At 57.4% G+C, this 22,349-nt stretch carries 14 protein-coding genes; 2 read left to right on the top strand and 12 right to left on the bottom strand.

The genetic code is table 11. From position 1 onward, the window contains the following. Nucleotides 1-3 precede the first annotated feature (3 nt). The 7 genes from ABJT94_RS03160 to ABJT94_RS03130 all read right to left on the bottom strand — a co-directional run bounded on the left by ABJT94_RS03160 (nt 4) and on the right by ABJT94_RS03130 (nt 10,702). Nucleotides 4-4,071: a hypothetical protein gene (locus ABJT94_RS03160; RefSeq protein WP_348477625.1), complete on the bottom strand. Its 4,068-nt coding sequence runs from the start codon at nt 4,069-4,071 to the stop codon at nt 4-6. Nucleotides 4,072-4,157: 86 nt separating this feature from the next. After that, complete coding sequence (locus ABJT94_RS03155; RefSeq protein ID WP_127556192.1) at nt 4,158-4,688, bottom strand: DUF4150 domain-containing protein; 531 nt, start codon at nt 4,686-4,688, stop codon at nt 4,158-4,160. Continuing rightward, on the bottom strand, nt 4,681-5,706 hold the full coding sequence (locus ABJT94_RS03150; protein WP_348477624.1) for a hypothetical protein: 1,026 nt from the start codon (nt 5,704-5,706) through the stop codon (nt 4,681-4,683). Before ABJT94_RS03150 ends, ABJT94_RS03155 begins: the two co-directional genes overlap by 8 nt. Then, a complete protein-coding gene (locus tag ABJT94_RS03145) occupies nt 5,699-6,751 on the bottom strand; it encodes a DUF2169 domain-containing protein (protein ID WP_348477623.1) in 1,053 nt (350 codons plus the stop codon). The genes ABJT94_RS03150 and ABJT94_RS03145 overlap by 8 nt, the downstream gene beginning before the upstream one ends. Continuing rightward, nucleotides 6,748-7,908 (bottom strand): hypothetical protein, encoded by a 1,161-nt coding sequence (locus tag ABJT94_RS03140; protein ID WP_348477622.1) that lies wholly within the window; start codon nt 7,906-7,908, stop codon nt 6,748-6,750. The genes ABJT94_RS03145 and ABJT94_RS03140 overlap by 4 nt, the downstream gene beginning before the upstream one ends. 20 nt (nt 7,909-7,928) lie before the next feature. After that, nucleotides 7,929-8,423 (bottom strand): hypothetical protein, encoded by a 495-nt coding sequence (locus tag ABJT94_RS03135; protein ID WP_348477621.1) that lies wholly within the window; start codon nt 8,421-8,423, stop codon nt 7,929-7,931. A 353-nt stretch (nt 8,424-8,776) separates the two neighbouring features. Next, nucleotides 8,777-10,702 carry a bifunctional 2',3'-cyclic-nucleotide 2'-phosphodiesterase/3'-nucleotidase gene (locus ABJT94_RS03130; RefSeq protein WP_348477620.1) on the bottom strand — a complete coding sequence of 642 codons (1,926 nt, stop codon included), beginning with the start codon at nt 10,700-10,702 and terminating at the stop codon, nt 8,777-8,779. Between the two features lie 278 nt (nt 10,703-10,980). Here ABJT94_RS03130 and ABJT94_RS03125 point away from each other — a divergent pair, with 278 nt between their 5' ends. Next, entirely contained in the window at nt 10,981-12,468 is a 1,488-nt protein-coding gene (locus ABJT94_RS03125; RefSeq protein WP_348477619.1) for an AMP-binding protein, read from the top strand. Then, nucleotides 12,465-13,598: a thiolase family protein gene (locus tag ABJT94_RS03120; protein WP_348477618.1), complete on the top strand. Its 1,134-nt coding sequence runs from the start codon at nt 12,465-12,467 to the stop codon at nt 13,596-13,598. The genes ABJT94_RS03125 and ABJT94_RS03120 overlap by 4 nt, the downstream gene beginning before the upstream one ends. A 138-nt stretch (nt 13,599-13,736) precedes the next feature. On the opposite strand, the gene ABJT94_RS03115 is transcribed toward ABJT94_RS03120, so the two are convergent. The 5 genes from ABJT94_RS03115 to dnaG form a co-directional block, all read right to left on the bottom strand. Beyond that, on the bottom strand, nt 13,737-14,408 hold the full coding sequence (locus tag ABJT94_RS03115) for a nitroreductase (protein ID WP_348477617.1): 672 nt from the start codon (nt 14,406-14,408) through the stop codon (nt 13,737-13,739). A 21-nt stretch (nt 14,409-14,429) separates the two neighbouring features. After that, nucleotides 14,430-15,794, bottom strand: coding sequence for a sigma-54 dependent transcriptional regulator (locus tag ABJT94_RS03110; RefSeq protein WP_348477616.1), 1,365 nt, complete (start codon nt 15,792-15,794; stop codon nt 14,430-14,432). Next, the gene (locus ABJT94_RS03105) at nt 15,791-17,995 is read right to left on the bottom strand and encodes an ATP-binding protein (protein ID WP_348477615.1); all 2,205 of its coding nucleotides are present in this window, start codon (nt 17,993-17,995) and stop codon (nt 15,791-15,793) included. Before ABJT94_RS03105 ends, ABJT94_RS03110 begins: the two co-directional genes overlap by 4 nt. A 338-nt stretch (nt 17,996-18,333) precedes the next feature. Then, nucleotides 18,334-20,181 carry an RNA polymerase sigma factor RpoD gene (gene rpoD / locus ABJT94_RS03100; RefSeq protein WP_348477614.1) on the bottom strand — a complete coding sequence of 616 codons (1,848 nt, stop codon included), beginning with the start codon at nt 20,179-20,181 and terminating at the stop codon, nt 18,334-18,336. A 219-nt stretch (nt 20,182-20,400) separates the two neighbouring features. After that, a complete protein-coding gene (gene dnaG, locus ABJT94_RS03095; RefSeq protein WP_348477613.1) occupies nt 20,401-22,347 on the bottom strand; it encodes a DNA primase in 1,947 nt (648 codons plus the stop codon). Nucleotides 22,348-22,349: the final 2 nt, after the last annotated feature.

Genomic DNA, 22,349 nt, shown 5'->3' with positions numbered 1-22,349 from the left:
ACCTTATGTTGGGGTAATGACTACGCGAAAACTGTGGACAACTGATCCTTCGGCCACCAGCCAAGAATTTTCTTCGGCTGTTTTTTCATCCACTATGTTCTCTTTAACAACAGGTTGCCCAAGATTATTCCGCACTGGTGCGGGTAGTACGAAAGGAGTAATTGCACCCGGGAATAATCGACTTGCTTCGCCTTTAGGGTAAGTTTTTACTCTCACCCGAATCTTTGTCTCAGTGGAGGTATAACCAATGCCAAAGCTAGGGTTTACTCCAAAGCTTTTAATTAGGTCGCGATGAATTCGGATTTTGTGAGTGAAACCATCTGCCATTATCTGTATATTTCCGGGATGTGCATTAGCCTTCGCTTTTGGGTCGTTACTTAAAAGTGTGATGGTTACCCAGTGTTTATTCTCTGAATGCCATGCTTGAACTTCAATATGATAGGTTCCGTTAGCCATCAAGCCTGGAGTTTGTGTTATTAACTCGCAAAATTCATCATGTTCTACCCAGGTTTCCGAAAACTGGACTCTGGGTTGCAGAAAGAAACTGGCGCACTCATGGTAGGCAAGGTCGCGACGGCTATTCCAATGTTGGTAGCTTTCATCTTGCAAGAATCCACCACCTCCAAAACGTGATTTAACCTCTCTACCAAAAGGGCTATTTTTGAGGAGTGTTTCCGTTGGAGTATCTGTCCAGAAATAAACCAGGACAAAACCAATTGCGATTAGTGCGAATCCGGCAATGTTCATTGTAAACAGTGCAGCTGTAGATAAGCTCGATATTGCGGCCACTGCGGTAAATGCAAAACCAACGGCTGTCATTCCATATGCCAAGGCAGCATCTTTGTCTCCCAATACCCATCGGTTGTAAGCGTCGATAGATGAGAGTAATGAGCTTAGGGCGCCCGATACTACATTGAGCACTGTGACCATTCTGCTTAGTCTAATGCTCTTATACTTTACATTTTCATTAACTGGCCAGGAGCGCACAAACTCTTCTTTGGCTATATCTTTCAGTCGGCTACTAATCTGTTTGGTCGTCCCATACTTGCTCTCAAATACATATTGGTACGATGTTGCGATTGTTGCAGCGAAGTCAGTTAGAGCGCTTGCCATGTCAATCCTGGCTCTGGTATTTCCAAAATCGCTCATCAACCTATTCGCTACACTCGCCAAATTAAACGCCTCAAACGCTACCATGGCCCCGTTCAACAAGAACAATCGGTCCATTCGCTGGGCAAAATGCAGTTGAGGTTGGCCGCTGGTTAGAGATTTTTCGTAGCCTTCGATTGTGGTCTCCAGGCTTGTTATCTTGGTTTCAGCGTCCTTCATTATCTTAGCCAGTTCTACTGCTTCTGCACTGGTTTTGAAGGTTTTTTGTTCATACTCGTAGACATCTTGACTCGTGCGCTGAATGTATTGTTCGGCATCGTTAGCGGCTTGTTGAATCACGTCTGCCAACAGCAGGCGGTTAGCGTTGTCAATAACTTTCACCTCAGCTGCTGAGCGGGCCAGGCTGGTTGCTTCCTGAGTAAATACGATCTGGACGATTTTGTTCGCGTTGCGAACCTCAGCGGTATCGAGCGCGCTGTGCATGTAGGTTGAAAGGTACTGGTGCAACTGCTGAGTATTCTCCAGCGCTAGGTCGGCAGGTACTCGTACTTTTTTATCTGGCCCCAGTTCGAAGTTTACCCAGGGCCCCTGATGGTTTTTTATGTGTTTCGCTGTCGCCAGAGTGGTTTTCATGCGTTGCATTCGACCTGCGGCTGTCATAGCGACATGGCCTTCGGGAAGGCGGTCGTTCAGCAGGTCATCGTGGGTGACTTTCAGTGCTTGTAAGTGCTCCCCGGCCAACAACGAATACAGGTTCACGACTTTGGTGTTGTGTTTGAGCGTGCCGCCGCTTAGTACTGTGCCCGAGGCTCGCATTCCGTTAAGGTTGGTTTCAATGTTGGCCAACGCGTCTGTTACTTGGGTGCGTTGTAGCTGCAATTGGGCTCTTTCTTCTACAGCCTCCTCCATGTACTGTTCAAGGTCGGACAGTTCCACATCAATCTGGTCGATTCGAGATACCAGACCGAAGCTCTCCATCTGTTTTCCGAGTTCACTTTGGTTTTGCAGTATGTTCTGTTTTTCGAGCGTCAATTCCTGTTTTCTGGCTCGGGCTTCTTCCAGGAATTGTTCTTTTTGCTGCAGCGTTGATGTCTGCTCTGCCTGTTGGGTGCTCAGTTCATCCCGTCGGCCTCTGAGTTCATCATACTCTGCTCTTTCTGTAGCCAACTCACTTCTATGTTCGCCTTGACTTTGTTCCATTTGCTGTGTGGAGCGCACCCCTTCATGTGCATTTTCTGTAACCTTGGCGCCAAAGGCATGGGCAGTATGCCCGGAGAATCGCCAGGATTGAATCAGTGCAGAGGCATCCCCGTTGTCTTCTGTCTCTATTGGGGCAGGCAACATGGTCAAAGCCAGTGTGAAGGTGTGGATGGCTTGAGCGACGAACTCATGTATATCCACAGAGGTTCCATCTATTATAATAGGTGGCCAGTGGGCGTTGTCGTTGCTGTTCAATCCTTCAATGATGCGCCTTATTTTTACCGGGTTTAGAAGTCGGGCCTCAAGGCTAGGCTCGGTCTCGCTGATGCTGAGCGGGTTTTCCGGGTCTGGCCCGCTTTTTGGGAACAGGATGTCAGCCAGAGAGTGTTGGGCTTTGTATTGGTGACCACCGGTAAGGCGTAACAGGAAGTCCGCTCCCTGATCCCGATCCAGATAGAGAGCGTAGTCGTCCAAGTTGAAAAAGAGATCTTTGTAGGCGTTGGCCACTGGTTGATTGAAGCGAGCGATCAGTTGCCCCATGAGTTCGGGCAGTAGAAACCAGTGGGCGTTCTCCAGGGTATGGTAGTCATCCATGGCGGCTAGGAAGGCCGGTGTGTCCATCAGGTCTATGAGGTCTCTGCGGTAGTCCAGTGCGCTTTGGATAATCTGCTCACAGCCTTCTTTGTTGAGCTGCTCTTCCATGGCTTTCTGGTCCAGCTCTTCACGATCCTCCACCCTCTGTTCAAGCACTTCACGCTCTTTCTCGGTGAGATCTGGTTGTTTTAATTGCTGATCAATCGGGGCGAAAAACTGAGTGTTAAAGAGGGCAGCCAAGCGGCTGTCGGCCACGCTTTGTATGTGGTCCATCCGGTCTTCGGCGATGCGGTCGATTGTCCACTCTCTCGGGTATTGGTGGTCAGCCTGAAGCATGGTGGTAACTGTGGCATCAAGCAAGTCGATCATATCGGATTGGGTATTGGCAAAATACCGCGCATCACCAATCACATCTGGCAGAATCACGCTGGCAATGCCTTTGTCGAATTTGGTGTTGTAGTGCCGGCGTCTCGGGGCGAGTTCTTCGTTGGTTACCAGGCGGATGTTGCTGTCTTCTGGCATGTCTTCAAAGTTGGATTCGGCCGCGCTGAGATCAACGGGCATTAACCGGGCGGTGCGGGCCTTGGCTGTGTAGTCTGTGCTGTAGGCCGATTCTACGCGTTCGCCCAGCCATTGGCGTGGGTCTTCCGGGTCTACCCCACCGAGCTGGTCGATTCGCTCCCAGCTCCATTGTTCTTCGGAGAAGGCGATTTCGACGATGCTTTCGCTGCCGTTCATATTCCAGGGGAGTACCAGGGTGCTGTCTTTTTGCACGGTGGCGCGACGGCGATCCAGGCCTTTCTCATAACTCAGGTTTACGTCAATCAACATGTGGCAGTCAGTATCGTACCGGGCTTCCCGCCATAGGTAGCCGTTAACGTAGATGTATACCCAGCCTTCGCGTAAGGGGCCCAGGCCTTCATCGGGTATGTTCCTCAGAAAGGTCACAGGGACCAGTTTGAGCGCAGGCTTGCACATCTCCTGGTCAAAGGCGGTGGTTTCGTCGTAGCCGAGCGGAATTTTGTAGTAGTCGTGATGGTCGTCGGTCAGCATGAGCGACAGCCGCTTTCGCCCGGGGGTAAAGTTCTCAATAATCAGCTCCCGTTGGCGTTCTGCATTATTCGGGCCGTCGGGGTGGCCGGGTAGGGCGATGCTGGCTGCAGTCATGTGGTAACTCCTTGCGTGCGATGCCCCCGGCTTTTTGCCAGGGGTCACTCCTTACTGAGTGGTTCGGTTCAATGGCCTTCGGCCGATCAGTCGTCGCTTTCCCCAATCAGAACGCCCATGCCTTCGCCGGGGTCGCCCTGAATGATGGCGTTGATGCGGTCTGGCCCTTCGGGTTCCAGTTCATGCGGTGCCGTTGGGCGGGTTGGCAGGGGTGGCATGCCGACTGGCTGCATCAGCGGGGACGGTGGGGTGTTCTTATTGTTGGAGACCATCATGTCCAGCGCTCGGGTAACGGCCTGGCCTTCGGCAAAAACATTGGCCGAGGCAGAAACAAAAGACGCTTCGCCTTTGATTTTACCGGACACTACTCCCTTGCGTCGGCCGGGCTGATCACCGGTGCTTTTTTTAAAGACGGATTTGATATGGCACATGGGGTTGCCGTTTACATACACGCTGCCAGCGGTTTTGTCCGCATCGGCCGAACGCGCAACGTTTGGGTAGGGTATCGGTACCACGGAATTCCCGCTGGGGGTCAGGCAGACGTCGACGGTGTTGAGCGTTCCCTGGGAGCCTGCATGAACGGCGCTACGTCCATTGATCAATACGTTGTTAGCCACTGAGACCTCCTTGCTTCGGTTGGGCGGCGGGTGTTGCGGTGCTAGTAAGGGAATCGAGTTTCAGCAGGGTGTATCGCTGGTCCGGCGACTGGTGAAACAGCCATTGAGTGTCAACGGGTGGGCAGGGCATTTGCCGGCGCCCCAGCGCACACACCACGGCCAGGCCCGGGCCTGCGGCACCGACATAACCAAACCCAATTGAAAGTGAGATATGTTGCAGTCCGTCGAATTCGCTGGCCGGTTCAAAATCGCCCAGCCACTGGTGCCAGTGCGCCTGTTGATCGAGGCTTTGGTCGAGGTGAGTGACCAGCCCGTGGCGATAAGGTTGAACGGCGGCCAGCCTGGTGCCGCTCGCGGTCAGATTGGCCAGCGGTTCCGGGTACAGGGTTAGGCGGGCGGTGCCGCTGGAAGCATCACGGGTCAACCATAGGGCGGTGGCGGCTTCGCCCAGTATCAGGCCATCTGAAAAGTGTTTTATGGCCACCCGGTCGCCGAGCCGGTCGAGGGTGGCCTGGTTAATGAGCGAATCGGTACTGAGCCAGACCAGTGACGTCTCTGCCGCAATCTGCGCCCGGTCTTCCGGTTCGTCCATTTGATAGACGGTGCATAGGCTGCACCAGTCGACGAGGGCCGGGTCGCCCAACGCCATAAAATTATTGACCAGCAGATCCTGAAAAACGTCGGCTGGGTGTGAACCCCAGTCTTCCCGGTTTAGGCTGCACACCATGGCCGTTCTGGGGGGAATGGGACCATGCCGGTTCCAGAGCTCCGCCAGGGCTTTGGCGGCTAAACGGGCGCTACGTGCGCGACTGTCGATATCGTAGTCACCGTCGGCCGGGAGGGTGTAACAGGGCAAGTCGAGGTCGTCCATCCTAACCGTCAGGCTCTCGCTTTCATTCAGGCCAGGCTGGTGAATATCGCTCTGACGGGTTACCACCGTCGCGTAAATGGTGGCCGGTGTTTGGCCACCCTGGGTGTAGGCGCTGGCTGCTTTTACCGTCCATTGCAGTTCATCCATCGGTGGCCTCCGGGGTGGCAGAGGTTTCAGCCAGGTGAATTTCTGCCATTAAGCGTTTGGGCAACTGGGTGAAGGCCTTGCGGTACAAGAGGTGCAGGTGCCGCTTTTGAGTGTCGACGAGCAAGGTGTCGGCCTGCAGCGTGATGGGCTCTTCGGCCGTTCGCGTTTTCCAGCGCAGCGTTAGGCTGGGGATTGTCCAGTGAATAGACAGTGGGTGATGCTCGGGCAGGTCTTTGGTCAGACCGGTTAAGGTCAGGTGTGCCTTGCCGTGCAGGGGGCTGTCGAACCACTGGTCCCGGGGGGCGCTGTGGTAAGCGGTATCGGGCAGTGGGCCGCTGAACGGGTATTGGCGAGCGGCGGCCTTGCCTTCGTCGAGCGATTTGAACGCCTCGTTTCGGGGGTGCCAGTGTGAGGGAATCGGGCCATACCCCTGAGGTTCTTTTCGTTCCGACGGTTTTTTCATCGGGTGCCGGGGGTGTTCAATCTGGGGTAGGGGGGCACCGTCAATCTCGTTTTTTTTCAGGCCTTCCCCCAGGTAGCCGAGCCCTACCGGGTTGGCGGTATAGGCGTCGTTTTCTTGCTTTGCATTGCAGCCGCCATAGGCGTATTCGTAGCGAATGGGCAGTTCGGTGATGGGGGTCGGTTCGGTGAATGCCGTGCTGAACAAGGTGCTTTTCCAGGTTCTTGGCCCCACAACGGAAAGTTTTTTTCGCCAGTGAATGCCGTTTTCAGTGCTCAGACTGGCTTCTACGTTGAAGCCGGCTCGCGCAGTGCCGCAGTGGGCGGTGGCAAACAACAGGATTTCCGAGCCGTGCTTGAAGGGCACGGTCTCCCTACAACTCGAGGGCCCGTGCTGCTCGGGGTCGTCCCCCGGGTAGTCGTAAGACTGAGCCAGCGGCTCGCTTTCTGGCAGTGGTTCAACCTTCCCGTCCAGTTCGTACTGGTAACTGGCCTTGGCAATAAAGATGGTGGCTGGCTCGCCCTGGGCTGTCCAGCCGGAGGTCAGTTCCTGTTGGTAGAAGGGGTGGGGTTGAAGCTGGATCATGCTCGGACCTCTTGCAGGCGCTGCGCACGTTGCCAGTGACATTCGGTGGGGCTAAGCAGGGTGCTTCCCTGGGTATCCAGCCAGATTGCGGAGGTAACGGGTTCGGTATCGGCACCGAAAAAGCGCCCCAGTTGTGGCCTGAAGGGCCGGCCTGAATGGTTGTGGCCCAGGCAAAGGCGTCCCGTAGGCTGGTTTACATCCAGCCATTGGCGAGCTGTGTTGGCATCGGCCAGCCGGTCGCCTTTTTCTTTGGTACCCAGCGTAATGGCGGGCACCCGGGGAAGCCGTTCGCCCGTGAAACCGTACCAGGCCCGTTCGGCCAAAGGGTTGGTGTGGGGTTTGGCAAGCAGGTCAATGCAAAAGTCGAGGTGGGCGGCATCGCCGTGAACCACCAGCCAGAACGGGGGGATGTGTTCGTCCAGCACGGCTTGTTGCAAGGGCTGGATGAATTCGCTTGCTCCGCTGGCTGCCGCGGTGCGCCAGGCGTACCGGGAACCCGGACTGGCCGTGATCCACCGTTGAATCAAATCGATGGCTGCCGGCTGCTTGTCGGTGGCCAATAACCCGAGCGCCAGCCAGTGTAAGTCTTCCTGCCGGTCTTCGTTCTGAACGCTGTCCCGGGCTTCGGCGATCCAGGTATCGAATACGGTGTCGGACTGCCAGGCTCGACTTTTAACCAGGCAGGGAATTTGCCCCGGTATGGCCTGTGACCACGAAACATGAGAAACGTCGGAATCGACGGCCGGCGGCACGTCGTGCAGTCTGCTTTTTAGCCACCAGTGCGTGGGGTCGGTAAGATCGGTCTGCCCAATCAGCGTGTGCAACAGGGGTTGCCAGTTCTGAGCACCGGTAATGTCGATGGCGGTTTGCAAGTCTTCCAGCCAGGGTTCCACGCCGGTTTCCAGTAATTGAGCGGCCAGGTGATCGGGGGCTTCACGGAAATCGGGGCGGAACGCAAAAATGCAGAGATTGAGTGCCCGGTTCTCGTCGTCGCTCAGGTCTGGCTCGGTGATGGCTTCCTGAAGGTAACAGAGGTGGCCATAGAGTTTTTGCTCAATGCCAAGCAGCAGGTCATATTCGCAGTGTTTTCTCTGCGTTAACCACAACTCTCGGGTTTTAAGCTGTGCTTGTGCCCAGGCGAGGTGCGCAGTGTCCATGAAGTCGTATCCCTGACGGTTTAGTTAAGATGAATTTCTCTTCCCTGGACTACACAGAGTTCTTCTGCTTCGGTACGGATGTTCTTGCCGTTAAGCGCCAGTTGGGTTTCTGCGGTAACCGTGGCTCGCGGGGCTTTCACATCAACCCCTTGCTGGCCTATTTCCACGGTGCTGCCGCCAACTTCAGTCAGTAAACGGGCAATGTGTTCGGGCAATACCCACTGGGCCACATCACCCAGGGTACTGATATGAGGAATGAATTCGTTGTTACCGGTTGAGACGACGTAAGCGACTCTGGCGGTGCCGTCGTCCATCAGGTCGGCCATGACGAGGTCATCAACACGAACCAGGTTACGACCGGCTTTCTCGGGTGGAACCGCTACCGTTTGCCCGTTGATGGACAGCTGTGTGCACCGGCTTTCATGGGTTTCCAGTACGGTGGCTTCAAGCCGGTCTACGACTCGCGCAGAGTGCCCGGTGTGCAATGTGGGTGCAATGGAACGAGGTGCAGTCATAGTAGCTCCCTGTTGACTGAATCTGTTGGCCGAATGATGGGTCTGGTTTTGTGATGGCTGACGTACAAATGCTCCCGTTGTACAAACCATCGACCACAGTGACCAAGGAGGGCGAGGGTAGCCAACCTGAGGCGCATTGAGAATGCTTGGCGGGTGAATTAAGCGCCTTTTGCGGGGGTGAATACGAGATTTGTGACCGACATCTCTAATAACTGGGTGTCGTCAAACCACCAACGCGGGCGGTGTGGCTAGTGGATGCCCAGGGGAGTGAGTGACTTAATTTGTTTCATGATGTTGGGCGTCCCTGCCCGACTGCAGGTACCGAAGTGGCACCTGCATCCTAGAGTGTGTGATCAGTTAAAGGTAAACACCTGGAAGCCGGCGTCATCAAGTTCTCCGGTTTCCATGTTGTCACTCGCCAGTGCCTCGGCTTTGGGAGAGGTTTTGAACATTACCTCCGCGTCGCCCCAGCCGGCAAACTGCCAGTTGTCATCGGCTGAGGGGTTGAAGGTGCCCTGCGACAATAAATAGTTGGCGATTACATCGCGGTTTTTATCCGGTGCGTCGATGACGATGGTGCTGCCATCCAGGCCGGGGAAGCTGCCACCGCCTCCGGCGCGATAGTTGTTGGTGGCGATCAGGAACGCCTGATCCGGGTTGATGGGCTCGCCTTCGAACTGAACATCAACGATGCGGTGCTGGTCGTTTACCACTTCGCCATCGTTGTTGTAGCGCGGTGGCACGGTCACATCAATGCGGTAGCTGATGCCATCGATCACATCAAAGTTGTAGGTCGGGAAGCTGTCGTCGACCAGCGGTTGTGCATCGCGGGCATCCGGGTCGATGGTATTGAACTGGCCAGCAGACCGCTCCAGCCATTCGATGACCTGTTCTCCGGTCAGTTTCACCACTTTCAGGTCATTCGGGTAGATGTAGAGGTCCGCGACGTTTTTCAGCGCAATGTCACCGGCCGGTACATCGGTGTAGTAATCCGGGCCACCCCGGCCACCGGCTTTAAAAGGAGCCGCTGCTGACAGAATTGGTAGTTCTTCGAGTTCGGTTCCGCGAACAATATTTTCGACGTACCAGGTCTGGGCGTTGTTCACCACCTGAACCGAAGGGTCATCCTGTACCACGGCAAAGTAGCTGTTGATGCTGGCTGTGGTTTCGCCAACGCGCTGGGCCATGTAGTCGAGCGTGGCCTGGTGGTCGCTGTCGACCGCATCCAGAATGGATTGAACCGGTTCGACCAGTGCAACGGTCTCACCATCCTCACGGCTGAAAATGGGCCGTGCTTCACTGCGGCTGCCAGCGACGTGCCAGTTGCCGGCTTCGCCCTCGAGCGTCAGGTCGATGATGCCCAGATGGCTGCCCCAGAACCCGGGCATAACGGCCGGCACTCCGAAGATGGTTCCGGTCTCGTTGTCGACGTTGTCCATATTGTCGTAAGCCGGGCTGCCCGGAAACACCGAATGGGCGTGGCCGAACATAATGGCATCAATGCCCTCTACCTGGGCCAGGTGCCAGGTGGCGTTCTCGTCCATACCCTGGCGGGCCGCATCCGACAAGCCACTGTGGGGGATGGCGACGATGATGTCGGCGCCCTCGGCTTTCATCTGCGGGACAAAGCGTTCAGCCGTTTCGACCATGTCGTGGGCGACGACCAGGCCTTCGAGGTTGTCTTTATCCCAGTTCATGATTTGCGGTGGTACGAAACCGATGTAGCCAATGCTCAGTTCGTGCGGCTGGCCCGCGTTGTCGATGACGGTTTTTTCCTGAATCAGGTAGGGCTGGAAGTAGGGCTGATCACTACCGTCACCCAGGTCAACCATGACGTTCGATGAAATGTAGGGAAAATTGGCTCCGTTTAACGCCTTGATCAGGAAATCCAACCCAAAATTGAATTCGTGGTTGCCGATGTTGCCGACATCGTAATCCAACAGGTTCATAGCCTTGTAGGCGGGGTGGGTTTCGCCGAAGCGAAGCACGTCGCCTTTGGCGACGAAGTCGCCCAGTGGGTTGCCTTGAATCAGGTCGCCGTTATCGACCAGTACGCTGTTGCCACGTTCGTTGCGGGCGGCGTTGATCAGGGCGGCGGTTCGGGCAAGCCCGACGGTAACGTTCTGGCTGTCGGTGTAGTAATCGTAATCGACGATGTGCATGTGGAGGTCGGTGGTTTCCATCAGGCGCAATTCGACGGTGGCGGCTGAGGCTGTGGCCGCGGCCAGCGCCGTGGCGCCCAGGCCAACGGTTCCGAGGCCCAGTAGCAGTTTATTCATGGCATGAGTCCTTTTTTGCAGGTTCGACAGTAAAATCGAGCATCATCACTTTATTGTTGTAACACGGCGGTTTAATGACAGTTGAGCCATAAATTGACCGCCAAGTCAGTATAGGGGGGCCAGGCAAGCGGGCAACCTCCAATGAGTCAGGGTGGGATGCCGGTCAAACTCGGGACGCTCAGACAGCTGGGTTATTCTGGTAAAGTAGCGAGTGTGATTTTTTAACGGAAAGGATGGATTAATGCGCTGCATGGCTGAAACGCGGTGGGATGAACACCATGCGGGATGATACGGCGGCCACTGCTGACGAGCGTTTTGTCGGGGCGACGCTGGCACGCTGGGCGGTTGAGCAACCCACCGTCGTGGCACTGCAATGCCAGGCTCAGTGTCTGTGCTGGTCGGATTTGCACCGTCAGGTAGAACAGCTCGCTGGCAGGCTGCACACTGAGTTGGGCGTCAACCGGGCCATTGCACTGGATGTGTCAGACCCGCTGCTGCTCATTCTGGCGTTTCTGGCCGTAAGCCGCTCGGGCAACCGGGCCCTGGTGCTGGATACCGGCTGGCCCGATGCGCAACGTGCGGAAATCGACCGCCAGACCCGGCCAGTCCGGGTTCTGGATAATACCCAGCTGATGTTATTGCTGGAAAACTCCGAACAAAAGCCAGTTCCCACCCCGGAACCGACGCCGGACCAGGCCTTCTATGTGGGCTTCACCTCGGGTTCGACGGGCATTCCCAAGGGGTACCGCCGCAGCCACGCTTCCTGGCTGGCCAGTTTCGAGCTGAGCAATAGGTTGTTCGACTTGCAACCGGGCGACCGGGTAATGGCACCAGGCAGTCTGGCTACGTCGCTGCATCTCTATGGCGTTATTCAGGCATTGCAGGCCGGTATTGGGGTCGTTCTGGTGCCTCGCTTCCGGCCTCGAACCGTGCTTCAGGCGCTCGGCGAACAGGGTGTTACGGCACTCTATGGCACGCCGACGCAGATCAAATTGCTGCTGCAAACGGCTCAGCGAGATGCGCTGCCAGCCTTGCCGGAACTGCGTCATTTGATCATCAGCGGGGCAAAGTGGCCCGACGATACCCGCCAGGCCCTGCGTCAGCCGTTTCCGAATGCCGGGCTAACGGAATTTTACGGCACCTCAGAAATGAGCTTTATCGCCCTGCATAACGATGAGACCAGGGCTCCCGAGGGCTCGGTTGGCCGCCCGGTGCCCGGTGTTGAGGTACGCATTGGCCCTTCGGCCCAAACCCCGCTGACAACCGGAGAGCGCGGTCGGATCTGGGTGCGCAGTGCACTGGTGTTTGATGGCTATGAGTGCGGTGGCGGCGATGAAATTGCCCGCGAAGGCGACTGGTTAACGGTCGGTGATCATGGCTATCTGGATGAGCAGGGGTATCTCTATCTGGTTGGCCGCGAGAAACGCATGATCGTCAGCAGTGGCCTGAACCTCTATCCGGAAGAGGTAGAAGCCTGGCTTTTGCAGCACCCGGAGGTGACCCAAGCCGCCCTGCTGGGGTTGCCCGATGCCTTGCGCGGGCACAAGATCGCGGCGGTGGTTCAGGCTGATGATGCCAAAGCGTCGGCGGAGTCGTTGCGTCAGCATTGCCGGCAGCGTTTTCCCATCTCTCAGATACCGAAGGCCTGGTATTTTCTGGAGCAGTGGCCGATGACCCAAAGTGGCAAGACGGACTTCGTCGCACTGGAGCGCTGGCTAACGGTGGTACAGGCAGGTACCGGCCCGGACAAGGCGATACCCTCATGAACCCGGTGTATCTGGTTGCTGCCCGCCGAACGCCTGTCGCCCCGGTCAACGGGGCGTTTAAAACGCTGGGTGTCAGCGACCTGGCCGTGCCGGTTATTCAGGCAGTGTTGGCGCAATCGGGGCTGAGCCCGCAGCAGATCGATCAGGTGATACTTGGCAATGCGCTCTTCGGTGGCGGCAACCCGGCCCGGTTGATTGCGCTGGCCGCTGGCCTACCGGAATCGGTTCCGGGCCTGACCATCGATACCCAGTGCTGCTCGGGCCTCGACAGTCTGCGTCTGGGTGCCCAGGCCATCGCCAGCGGCCAGGCGGAGGTGGTACTCGCTGGAGGCGTGGAAAGCACCAGTCGCCGGGCTCTGCGTGCCCATCGCCCAATAAACAAAGACGATTCGCCCGATTTCTATGAACGCCCGGCCTTCACCCCCTGGCCAGACCGCGACCCGGATATGGCCGACAGCGCCGCCCGCCTGGCGCATGAATTCGGCATCAGCCTCGATCAGCAAAACGGCTGGGCCATCGATAGCCACGCCAAGGCGCTGGTGGCGCAAGACCGGCTAACCAACGAATGCTTACCGTTGTCTGGCTTGAGCGTAGATGCCGCCACCCGGCGGCTGTCGGAGCGTCTGGCCAACCGCACGCCCAAGGTCGCCCAATGGCAAACAAGTGCTGTCAACGTCGCAGGCACAGCCTTGCAGGCCGATGCAGCCGCCCTATGCCTGCTGGTCAGCGAACGCATGCTGGCAAAATTACCCGCCGGTACCCGCGCTATGCGCTGGGTAACCGACATCAGCGGCGGTGGCCCCGCAGACTCGCCACCCTGGGCTATTGTGCCCGTCGTACAGCGGTTGTTTGAACGCAACGGTCTAAGGGCCGACCACTTCCACCGCATTGAACTGATGGAAGCCTACGCCGTGCAAGCCCTCGTCAATGCCAACCAGCTGGGTTTGCCACTCGACAAACTAAATCAGGGCGGCGGTGCCCTTGCCCGTGGCCACCCCATCGGTGCCTCGGGCGCGATACTGGCGGTTCGTGCCTATCACGAGATGGCGCTGGCCCCCAAAGGTAGCCTGGCCTTGGCGGCCATTGCCGCTGCAGGTGGGTTGGCCAGTGCGATTGTCCTGGAGGCTTAGTTTGGATTTGTGGCAGTCGCTCGTGTTGGCCACTGGGTAAGCATATCTGGGTGGTGCGACACTCGCTCGGCGTAGAACCGCCCTGTAGCCCGAACTCATGCCACCTGTAAATTCAACCGTAGCCGAAAACGAAAACCCTCAGAACCCAAGAAACCGCGCATATTCGTCAAGCGGAGCGCGAGGCGTTTCGAATTGGTTCTCGGGTGCTGACGGGTCGCCATAGCCGAGGGCCATGCCGCAGACAACGACTTCGTTGTCGGGGAGGGCGAGTTGCTCGCGAATGATGTGTGGGTAGCTGGCCAGGGCACCGATGCCGCAGCTGTCGACGCCTTCGCCTTTGGCGGCGAGGAAGATTGACTGGATGAACATGCCGAGATCCATGTAGCAGCCTTTGCCCATGGCGCGCTCGATGGTGATGACCAGGCCGACCGGGGCGTCGAAGAAGTGAAAGTTGCGCCGGTGTTGGGCCAGGCGGCCGGGGATGTCGCGGCGGGCGATGCCCAGGCTATTGTAGAGGGCGTAACCGACTTCTCGCTGGCGGGCTTTCAGGTAGGCGGGCATGGGTTGGGGGAAGTAGTCGTATTCTTCCGGTCGGGTGTCGGACTGTTCGAAAGCCTCGCAGAGGCGGACACTGAGCTGGGTCAGTGGCTCGCCAGCGAGCAAATAGGCGAAGCCAGGTTGCAGGTTGGCGCCGCTGGGTGCACGCCGGGCGCTGGTCAGAATGCGTTCCAGGGTCGCTTTGTCGATGGGTCTGTCGAGGAAGCGGCGAGTGGAACGTCGGTTTTGCAGGGCATCGAACAGGGCGGTCATATCGAGTCGGCTTTGTTAAATTCAGTGGGTGAAGGCTTCGCGTTTGAGCCCGTATTTCTGCATTTTCTGGTTCAGGGTGCGGCGCGGCAGGTCGAGAACCTCCATCACTGCCTTGATGTTTCCCTGGTGGTGGCTCAGTTCGGCGCTGATCAGCGCTTTTTCGACCTGTTCGAGCCGGGCCGAGAGGGACCCTTCGCCGCTGTGCGCATTGCCCCGGTTACTGGAGCCCAATTGCAGCAGCTCGGATACCGATACCTGATTAAAGCTGCGCGTCAGCAGGTAGCGTTCGGCCGTGTGCCTCAGTTCGCGCACATTGCCGGGCCAGTCGTGCAGTTCCAGGGCGACCAGGTCGTCGTAGCTGAGTTCCGGCACGGGTATCTGGTTCTGTTCGCTGGCGTCTTGCATGAAGTGGCTGAACAACACGGGAATGTCGCGCGGGCGCTCGCGCAAGGGGGGCAGTTGTATCTCGGCGACCATCAGCCGGTAATACAGGTCTTCTCGAAAGCGGCCTTCGTTGGCCGCCTGGCGCAGGTCTTCCTTGGTGGCACTGAGGATGCGCACATTGAAGGGAATCGGTGTGTGTGAGCCAACGCGCACGACTTCGCGTTCCTGCAGTACGCGCAACAGCTTGATCTGGAACGCCATCGGCATGCTTTCAATTTCATCGAGAAACAGCGTGCCCTTATGGGCAGCTTCGAATATGCCCTTGCGCTGTTTCTGGGCACCGGTGAAGGCGCCGGCTTCGTGGCCAAAGAGTTCACTTTCGAGCAGGTTCTCGGGAATGGCCGCCACGTTGATGGCGACGAAGGGTGCTTGCTGGCGAATGCTGAGCCGGTGCAGGCTGCGCGCGACCAGTTCTTTGCCTGTGCCGGTTTCGCCGGAGATGATCACATCGGCGTTGACCCGGGCCAGCGCCTGAATGTGCTGACGCAGGGTGCGTATCGGGTCGGAATCACCAATGATGGTGTCGGCCAGTTCGTCGTTGTCGGCCTGGGTATGATGGGGCTGGGTCGCCAGGTGCACCCGGCGTTGCTCGCTGGCCCGCTGAATCATGTCGATCAACCGGTCTGGCTTGTAGGGTTTTTCAATAAAGTCGAAGGCACCGAGTTTCATCGCTTCCACCGCCTGGGCGATGCCACCATGGCCGGTAATCAGTATCACCGGGATCGACGGATCGACTGCCTTGAGCAGGCTCATGCCGTCCATGCCCGGCATACGGATGTCGCTGACCACGACTCCGCCGAAATCGGGAGTCAGCAGCGGCAGCGCAGCATCGGCACTGGCAAAGGTATGAACCTGCACGTCAGCCAGATCCAGCCATTGTTCCAGTGAGGCAAGAACCTCAGGGTCATCGTCGATGATGACGGCCGTAGTGTCGGAAATCATTTGGTTGCCTCGGATTGCAATACTGCGGGGCTAATGGAGTGCGCAAAGCTAAGATGGAAGACGGTACCGTGCCCTTGCTGACTGTCGACCGTCAGCTCCGCACCCAGATCGCTCGCCAGATTGTAACTGATCGCGAGGCCAAGCCCCATGCCATCGCCAACGGCTTTGGTGGTGTAGAAAGGTTCAAAGATATGCACCAGCTTGTCGGCAGGGATACCGGGGCCGGTATCGCGAATTGACAGCGTGAGCGGCGTTTCGTCACCAGATAGCGGTGAAGCCAGGGCGGCATGCTCCAGAGTAATGACAATGCGTCGTTGCCTGGCCTCAGCCAGTGCGTCGATCGCGTTGCTGATCAGGTTCACCACAATCTGCTCCAGCATCATGGTATTGGCCTGTACCAGACGATCAGACTGTATCGAGAGCTGGCAGTCAATGTCGGCGGCTAACAGTCGCGGCCTCAGCAGTTCCAGCGCGTAGCGTATCGGCCCTTCCAGGGTGACCGGTGTAGCCCCGGTGTTGCGCTTGCCGGAGAAGATGCGTAACTGGCGCGACAGATTCGATAACCGGGTGACCAGGTCTTCAATTTTGCCGAGGTTGGTGCCAACAGCCTCGAGTTTGCCGCGTTGCAGCAATAGATGGCTGCTGGCGGCGTAGTTCGACAGCGCCGTGATGGGTTGGTTCAGTTCGTGGGCAATGGCGGATGACATACGACCCAGGGCCGCCAACTTCTGGTTCTGGGCGAGCGCTGCCTGAGCCTGTTGCAAATCCCGAGTGCGTTCTTCCACGCGCTGCTCCAGCGCCATGTTGGCTTCTTCCAGGGCTTGCTGCGTGGCCGTCAGCTCCGTGATGTCTTGTACCGTGACGATGTATTCCCGCGCCGAACCTACCCGAATCGGGTTCAGGGTGTAGAGTACTGGAAAGCGGCTGCCGTCGGTACGCAGGCCCTCAGCGCGTACGGTTGCCTGACCGAATTGACCGGGTTGCCAGGGTGTCAATAACTGGCCTGGCCGGTGATTCAAATCGTTTTCCGACAAAGCGAACAGTCGGCGAGCTTGCTCATTGATGAACAAAGGACGGAACTGATCGTCCAGATTCAGCAGTCCGGCTTCGGTATTCTGAATAATGGCGCGCTGATGGTGCTCGCGCTCGGCCGTCAGCCGGCTTATGGCGCGCTGGGCCTCAGTGCGACGCCGACGCTCGCGGTAATAGAGCAGGGCACCGGCCAGAGTAGCGTAGCCGATCAGCACCAGGCTTTGGCGGGCACGAACCCGGGCCTGAGCCTCGGCCAGGGGCTCACGCAGGTGCATTTGCCAGGGGTAATCATCGATATTTGAGGCAAAAACCAGCTGGGTTCCATCGTTTCCAAGATCAAACGTAGACCAGCGCTCCGACTGCCATTCCGTAACCGGTTGCAATTGTTTCACCGGGTCTTGCCCGAATTGCCGGGTACGGGCGAGCTGATCCTGATGGACCTCGCTCAGCGGGCGGGTGGCGAAGTAATGCCAGCGCGGCGCCGACGACAGAAAAATGATGCCTTCCTGATCGGTCACCCAGACACTGTCGCCGGAGGCCTGCCAGCTCTGTTCCAGAGGTTGCAGATTGATCTTGACCACGATGACGCCCAGGATCGAATCGTCGCTGGCTCGCACCGGAGCCGATAAAAACAGACCCGGAATGCCCGAGGTAGCGCCTACCGCGAAATAGAAGCCTGGTTTGCCGTTAATCGCATCGCGAAAATAGGGTCTGAAGGCATAGTTGGAGCCCACAAAGCTGAATTCAGTCTCGAAATTGCTGGACCACTGAGTCATCCCATCGGGGTCCATCAGAAAGATCTCATCGGCGCCGGCCTGGCGCTTGATGGTGCGCAGTAAAATAGAGGTTTGTGTTGAATTCTCGATGGCCGGTTGCTGCGGGTCCCGTTGTGCCAGTGCATTAACAATACGCGGGTCGTTCGCCAGAATATGGGGCAGGTACAAATGCCGGTCGATAGACGCCGACAACGAGGTCTCAAAGGCGCCGAGCCGCTGCTGCGCGCGTTCTGAAGCCTGGGCAATGTCCAATTGCATTAGGCTACGCTGAGCCAATACCAGCACCACCAGAACCAATCCCAGCCCGACAATCAGCCAGAATGGCAGCGACTTAACCCAGCGACTAGGTTGGCTGCGTTTTCGTAACGCCTGAAGGGATGCAGTAAGCGGCATGGGGTTTTATCGTTGTTGTGCCTGAAGCCCAAGTGTACCGCAATGGCTGAATGGCGCGAACCTGTCGGTAATTGCGTTGGCCAGTGGGTATGACCAAGTATTGGGGTTTGTACCCAACAGAGTGTCAGGTACCGGGTGTGCCTCTCCGGGGGAGTCCGCAACATGGATGTTGCGGTCTAGGCCCCATAGATGGGTTTACGCCGACCCCGTAGAGGCACACCCGGTGCCTGACACGGACGATTGGCAAAATAGTAAAACCGAACTCCTAAACCTGGTTACACGGTTGGTGCCATAAAAAAACCGCGCCGGGGCGCGGTTTTTCAGTCGAACGTGGTCGATCAGTCGTCGAGGAAGCTGCGCAGGTGATCGCTGCGCGTTGGGTGGCGCAATTTGCGCAACGCCTTGGCCTCTATTTGACGAATCCGCTCGCGGGTCACGTCGAACTGTTTGCCGACCTCTTCGAGGGTGTGGTCGGTGTTCATGTCGATGCCAAAACGCATGCGCAGCACCTTGGCTTCGCGCGCGGTCAGCCCCGCCAGAACTTCACGGGTCGATTCGCGCAGGCCGGTGACGGTGGCCGAATCGATCGGCATTTCCATGGTGTTGTCTTCGATGAAATCGCCCAGCGAGCTGTCTTCGTCGTCGCCAATCGGCGTTTCCAGCGAAATCGGCTCTTTGGAGATCTTCAACACCTTGCGGATCTTGTCTTCCGGCATGTCCATCCGTTCCGCCAGTTCTTCCGGCGTCGGCTCGCGCCCCATTTCCTGCAGCATCTGGCGGGAAATACGGTTGAGCTTGTTGATGGTCTCTATCATGTGCACCGGAATCCGGATCGTGCGAGCCTGGTCGGCAATCGACCGGGTAATCGCCTGACGAATCCACCAGGTCGCGTAGGTCGAGAACTTGTAGCCACGACGGTACTCGAACTTGTCGACCGCCTTCATCAGGCCAATGTTGCCTTCCTGAATCAGATCGAGGAACTGGAGACCACGGTTGGTGTACTTCTTGGCGATCGAGATCACCAGGCGCAGGTTGGCTTCGACCATTTCTTTCTTGGCACGACGCGCACGAGCTTCACCGATGGAAATGCGGCGGTGAATGTCCTTGATCTCACCCAGAGCGATCTGGCTGTTTTTCTGCACATTGCGCAGCTTGCGCTGGGCGCGGCGCAATTCAACGTCAAAGCGGAAGGCTTCTTCGGCGAACCGGCTGTCTTCAAGCAGATTATTCAGCCACTCTTCTTCGGTCTCGTGACCGACGAACATCTTGATGAACTCTTTGCGCGGCATGTTCAAGTGGCGCACACAGATGTTCAGCAGCTTGCGTTCCTGGTTACGAATCTCATCGACGGTCTTCTTGATGATCACCAGCGACTCTTCAAACTGACGCGGAGCCAGCTTGAAGCAGGAGAACGTCATGCCCATGGCGTCGAGTGCGTCGGTCGCTTCTTTGCTGTAGCGACCTTTCTTCTCAATCACCTTGGTAGCGGTTTCGAGTTGCTCGGCCAGCAGCGTAAAACGCTCGCGGGCGAGTTCCGGATCCGGGCCGCCTTCATTCTCATCGTCGTCGGAATCGTCGTCATCGTCGTCGGAACTGTCGTCATCGTCGGCTTTCGCTTCAATGATGGCATCTGGCGAGTCGGCCGCGGGAGACGGGTCGGCTTCGTCCGGGTCCTGAAAGCTGGTCAGGATGTCGGACAGGCGACCGCCGTCTTCAGTCTGAGTATGGGCATAGGCTGCCAGAATGTTTTCGACAACACCCGGGAAATAGGCCATGGCCTGCATGACTTCACGGGTGCCTTCCTCGATGCGCTTGGCTATAACGATCTCGCCTTCGCGGGTCAGCAATTCGACCGTGCCCATTTCACGCATGTACATGCGCACAGGGTCGGTAGTGCGGCCCGTGTCGGTTTCGACCGCCGCCAGCGCCGCCGCGGCTTCCTCGGTGGCGTCATCGTCGTCGGTGCTGCTTTCATCGGTCATCATCAGCTGCTCGGCGTCCGGGGCCGATTCAAACACTTTGATGCCGATGTCGTTGATCATCGCAATGATGTCTTCCACCTGGTCCGGCGAGTTAATCTCTTCCGGAAGATGGTCGTTCACCTCGGCGTAGGTCAGATAGCCCTGCTCTTTACCGCGGGCGATCAATTCCTTGAGGCGCGACTGTTGCTGAGATTTTTCAGCCATAGAAACCCTGTAAGTTCAGTAGTGGATCATGCGAAGGCAAATAGCCCTTTAGTTTACCGTAAATCAAAGGGTTAGCCAATTTTTGATCAATGCGGCCTGTCATTGGCTGCATTGAAAGACCTGAGTCAGGTCGGGTTCGTACGCCCACCAGGGAGCGCCAGCAGGACAATGGGCTGTAGACCCTGGCCGAAGTCAGTTTCTGGTCACAGATTTGCCCTGTCACAGTTTGCGTTTCTTCTGCAGCTCTAAAAAGCGCCGCTTGTCTTCCGGGGTGATGGAAGGGTCTCTTTCGATGATGATGCGCCGCTTGAGTGTTTCATACTCGGCATCAGGTGCCCTCTTGGTTAGGGCGGTTACCAGTTTTTCAAGCTCTGCGCGGGCTAATGTCATCGGGTCGGTGTCGGATGTGTGTTCCTCCAGCCAAAGATAGTCGGATGCCGCAATGGGCGCCAGCGTGTCGCGCAAGCCGTGCTGACACAGGTAGTCGAAGGCGTGATAGATATCGGCCCTGGGCGCTTCCTGCAGCAGGCGTACCACGCGGCTGAGCAGCGCCTTGCCTTCCTGTTCGGGCAGATGCTCCAATTGCTCCAGGTTCAGTTCGTTGGCCAGATGCGGGTGGCGAATCAGCCAGGCCAGGCAGCGATGCACCAGACTGAACTGAACGCCCAGATTGGCCCGGCTGGCCGGTTTGTTTCGGCTGGAGCCTGCTTGGCCACCAGAGTAGTCACCAGAGCCATACTCGGAGTCATAATCGCCCATTGGCCCGTCATAACTGGGCATCCAGTCATCCGGCATCGCCAGATCAGGGCTTTGCTCTGCTGGCTCGGAGCGGGGTTTTACCGGTTCTGGAATCACCGGTTTTACCGGGGCATGAGTTGTCAGAATCTGCTCAACCGACAGACCAACCAGGTTCGACAGCTGCTGCATCAGCAATTGCCGCAAAATGCCCTCTGGCATCGGTTCTATCCAGCCGCGTGCCAGGCTGGCCAGACGGGCCTTGCCTTCCAGGGTGGTCATGTCGGTCTGGGTTTGCAGGTGCTGGAACAGAAAATCGGCCAGGCTTTGTGATTGCTTTACGCGTCGTTGAAAGCCTTCAAAGCCTTCATTGCGCACCAGGGTATCCGGGTCTTCGCCTTCAGGCAGAAACAGGAACTTGGCTTGCTGGCCGTCCCGCACTTCCGGCAGGGCGTTTTCCAGAGCGCGCAATGCGGCCCGGCGCCCGGCTTCGTCGCCGTCGAAACAGAAAATAATTTCCGGGGTCAGCTTGAACAGCCGTTGAATGTGGGTCGAGCTGGTTGCCGTACCCAGGGTCGCGACGGCGTTTTTAACCCCAAACTGAGCCAGGGCGACCACGTCCATGTAGCCTTCGACGATAATAATGTTGTCGAAGTTACGCAGCGCCTGGCGGGCTTCATAGAGGCCATAGAGCTCGTTGCCCTTGTGGAAGATGGGCGTTTCCGGGCTGTTCAGGTATTTGGGTTTGTCATCCGGCGTTAGTACCCGGCCACCGAAGGCAATGGTGCGGCCGCGAATATCGCGGATCGGGAACATCAGTCGCTGACGGAAGCGGTCGTATTCGCGGCCCTTGTCGTTACGCACCATCATGCCGGTGGCGAACAGCTGTTCGGCACTTTGTTCGGTGCCGGCAAAATGCTGCATCAGGTTTTGCCAGCCGGGCGGCGCGTAGCCAATCTGGTAGCGCTGAATGACCTCCTCGCTCAGGCCTCGCCCAAGAACGTATTGCTGGGCGATACTTGCTTCCGGATGATTGAACAGCTGATGCGCGAAATAGTCGGCGCTGCTGCCCATCAAATCGTAGAGCGTGCGGCGTTTGCGTTGCTGGGCTTGCTGAGCCGCGTTCTGTTCTTCGCGAGGCACCTCGACGCCAGCGGCGCGCGCCAGTTCTTCAACGGCTTCGGGAAAGCTGAGGCGTTCGTATTCCTGCAAAAAGCGCAGCGCCGTGCCAGAGGCACCACAGCCAAAACAGTAATAAAACTGTTTTACCGGGTTAACCGAGAAAGAGGGTGATTTTTCGTTATGGAAGGGGCAGCAGGCCCAGTGGTCCTTGCCTTTCTTCTTCAGCGGCACACGATGACCGATGATCTCGACGATGTCGGTGCGTTCGAGCAGGTCATCGATGAAATCGTTGGGTATCAGGCCAGCCATAG

The sequence above is a fragment of the Saccharospirillum sp. genome (assembly GCF_039982735.1).
Taxonomy (GTDB): Bacteria; Pseudomonadota; Gammaproteobacteria; order Pseudomonadales; family Natronospirillaceae; genus Saccharospirillum.
This window is presented reverse-complemented; position numbering and strand designations above follow the sequence as displayed.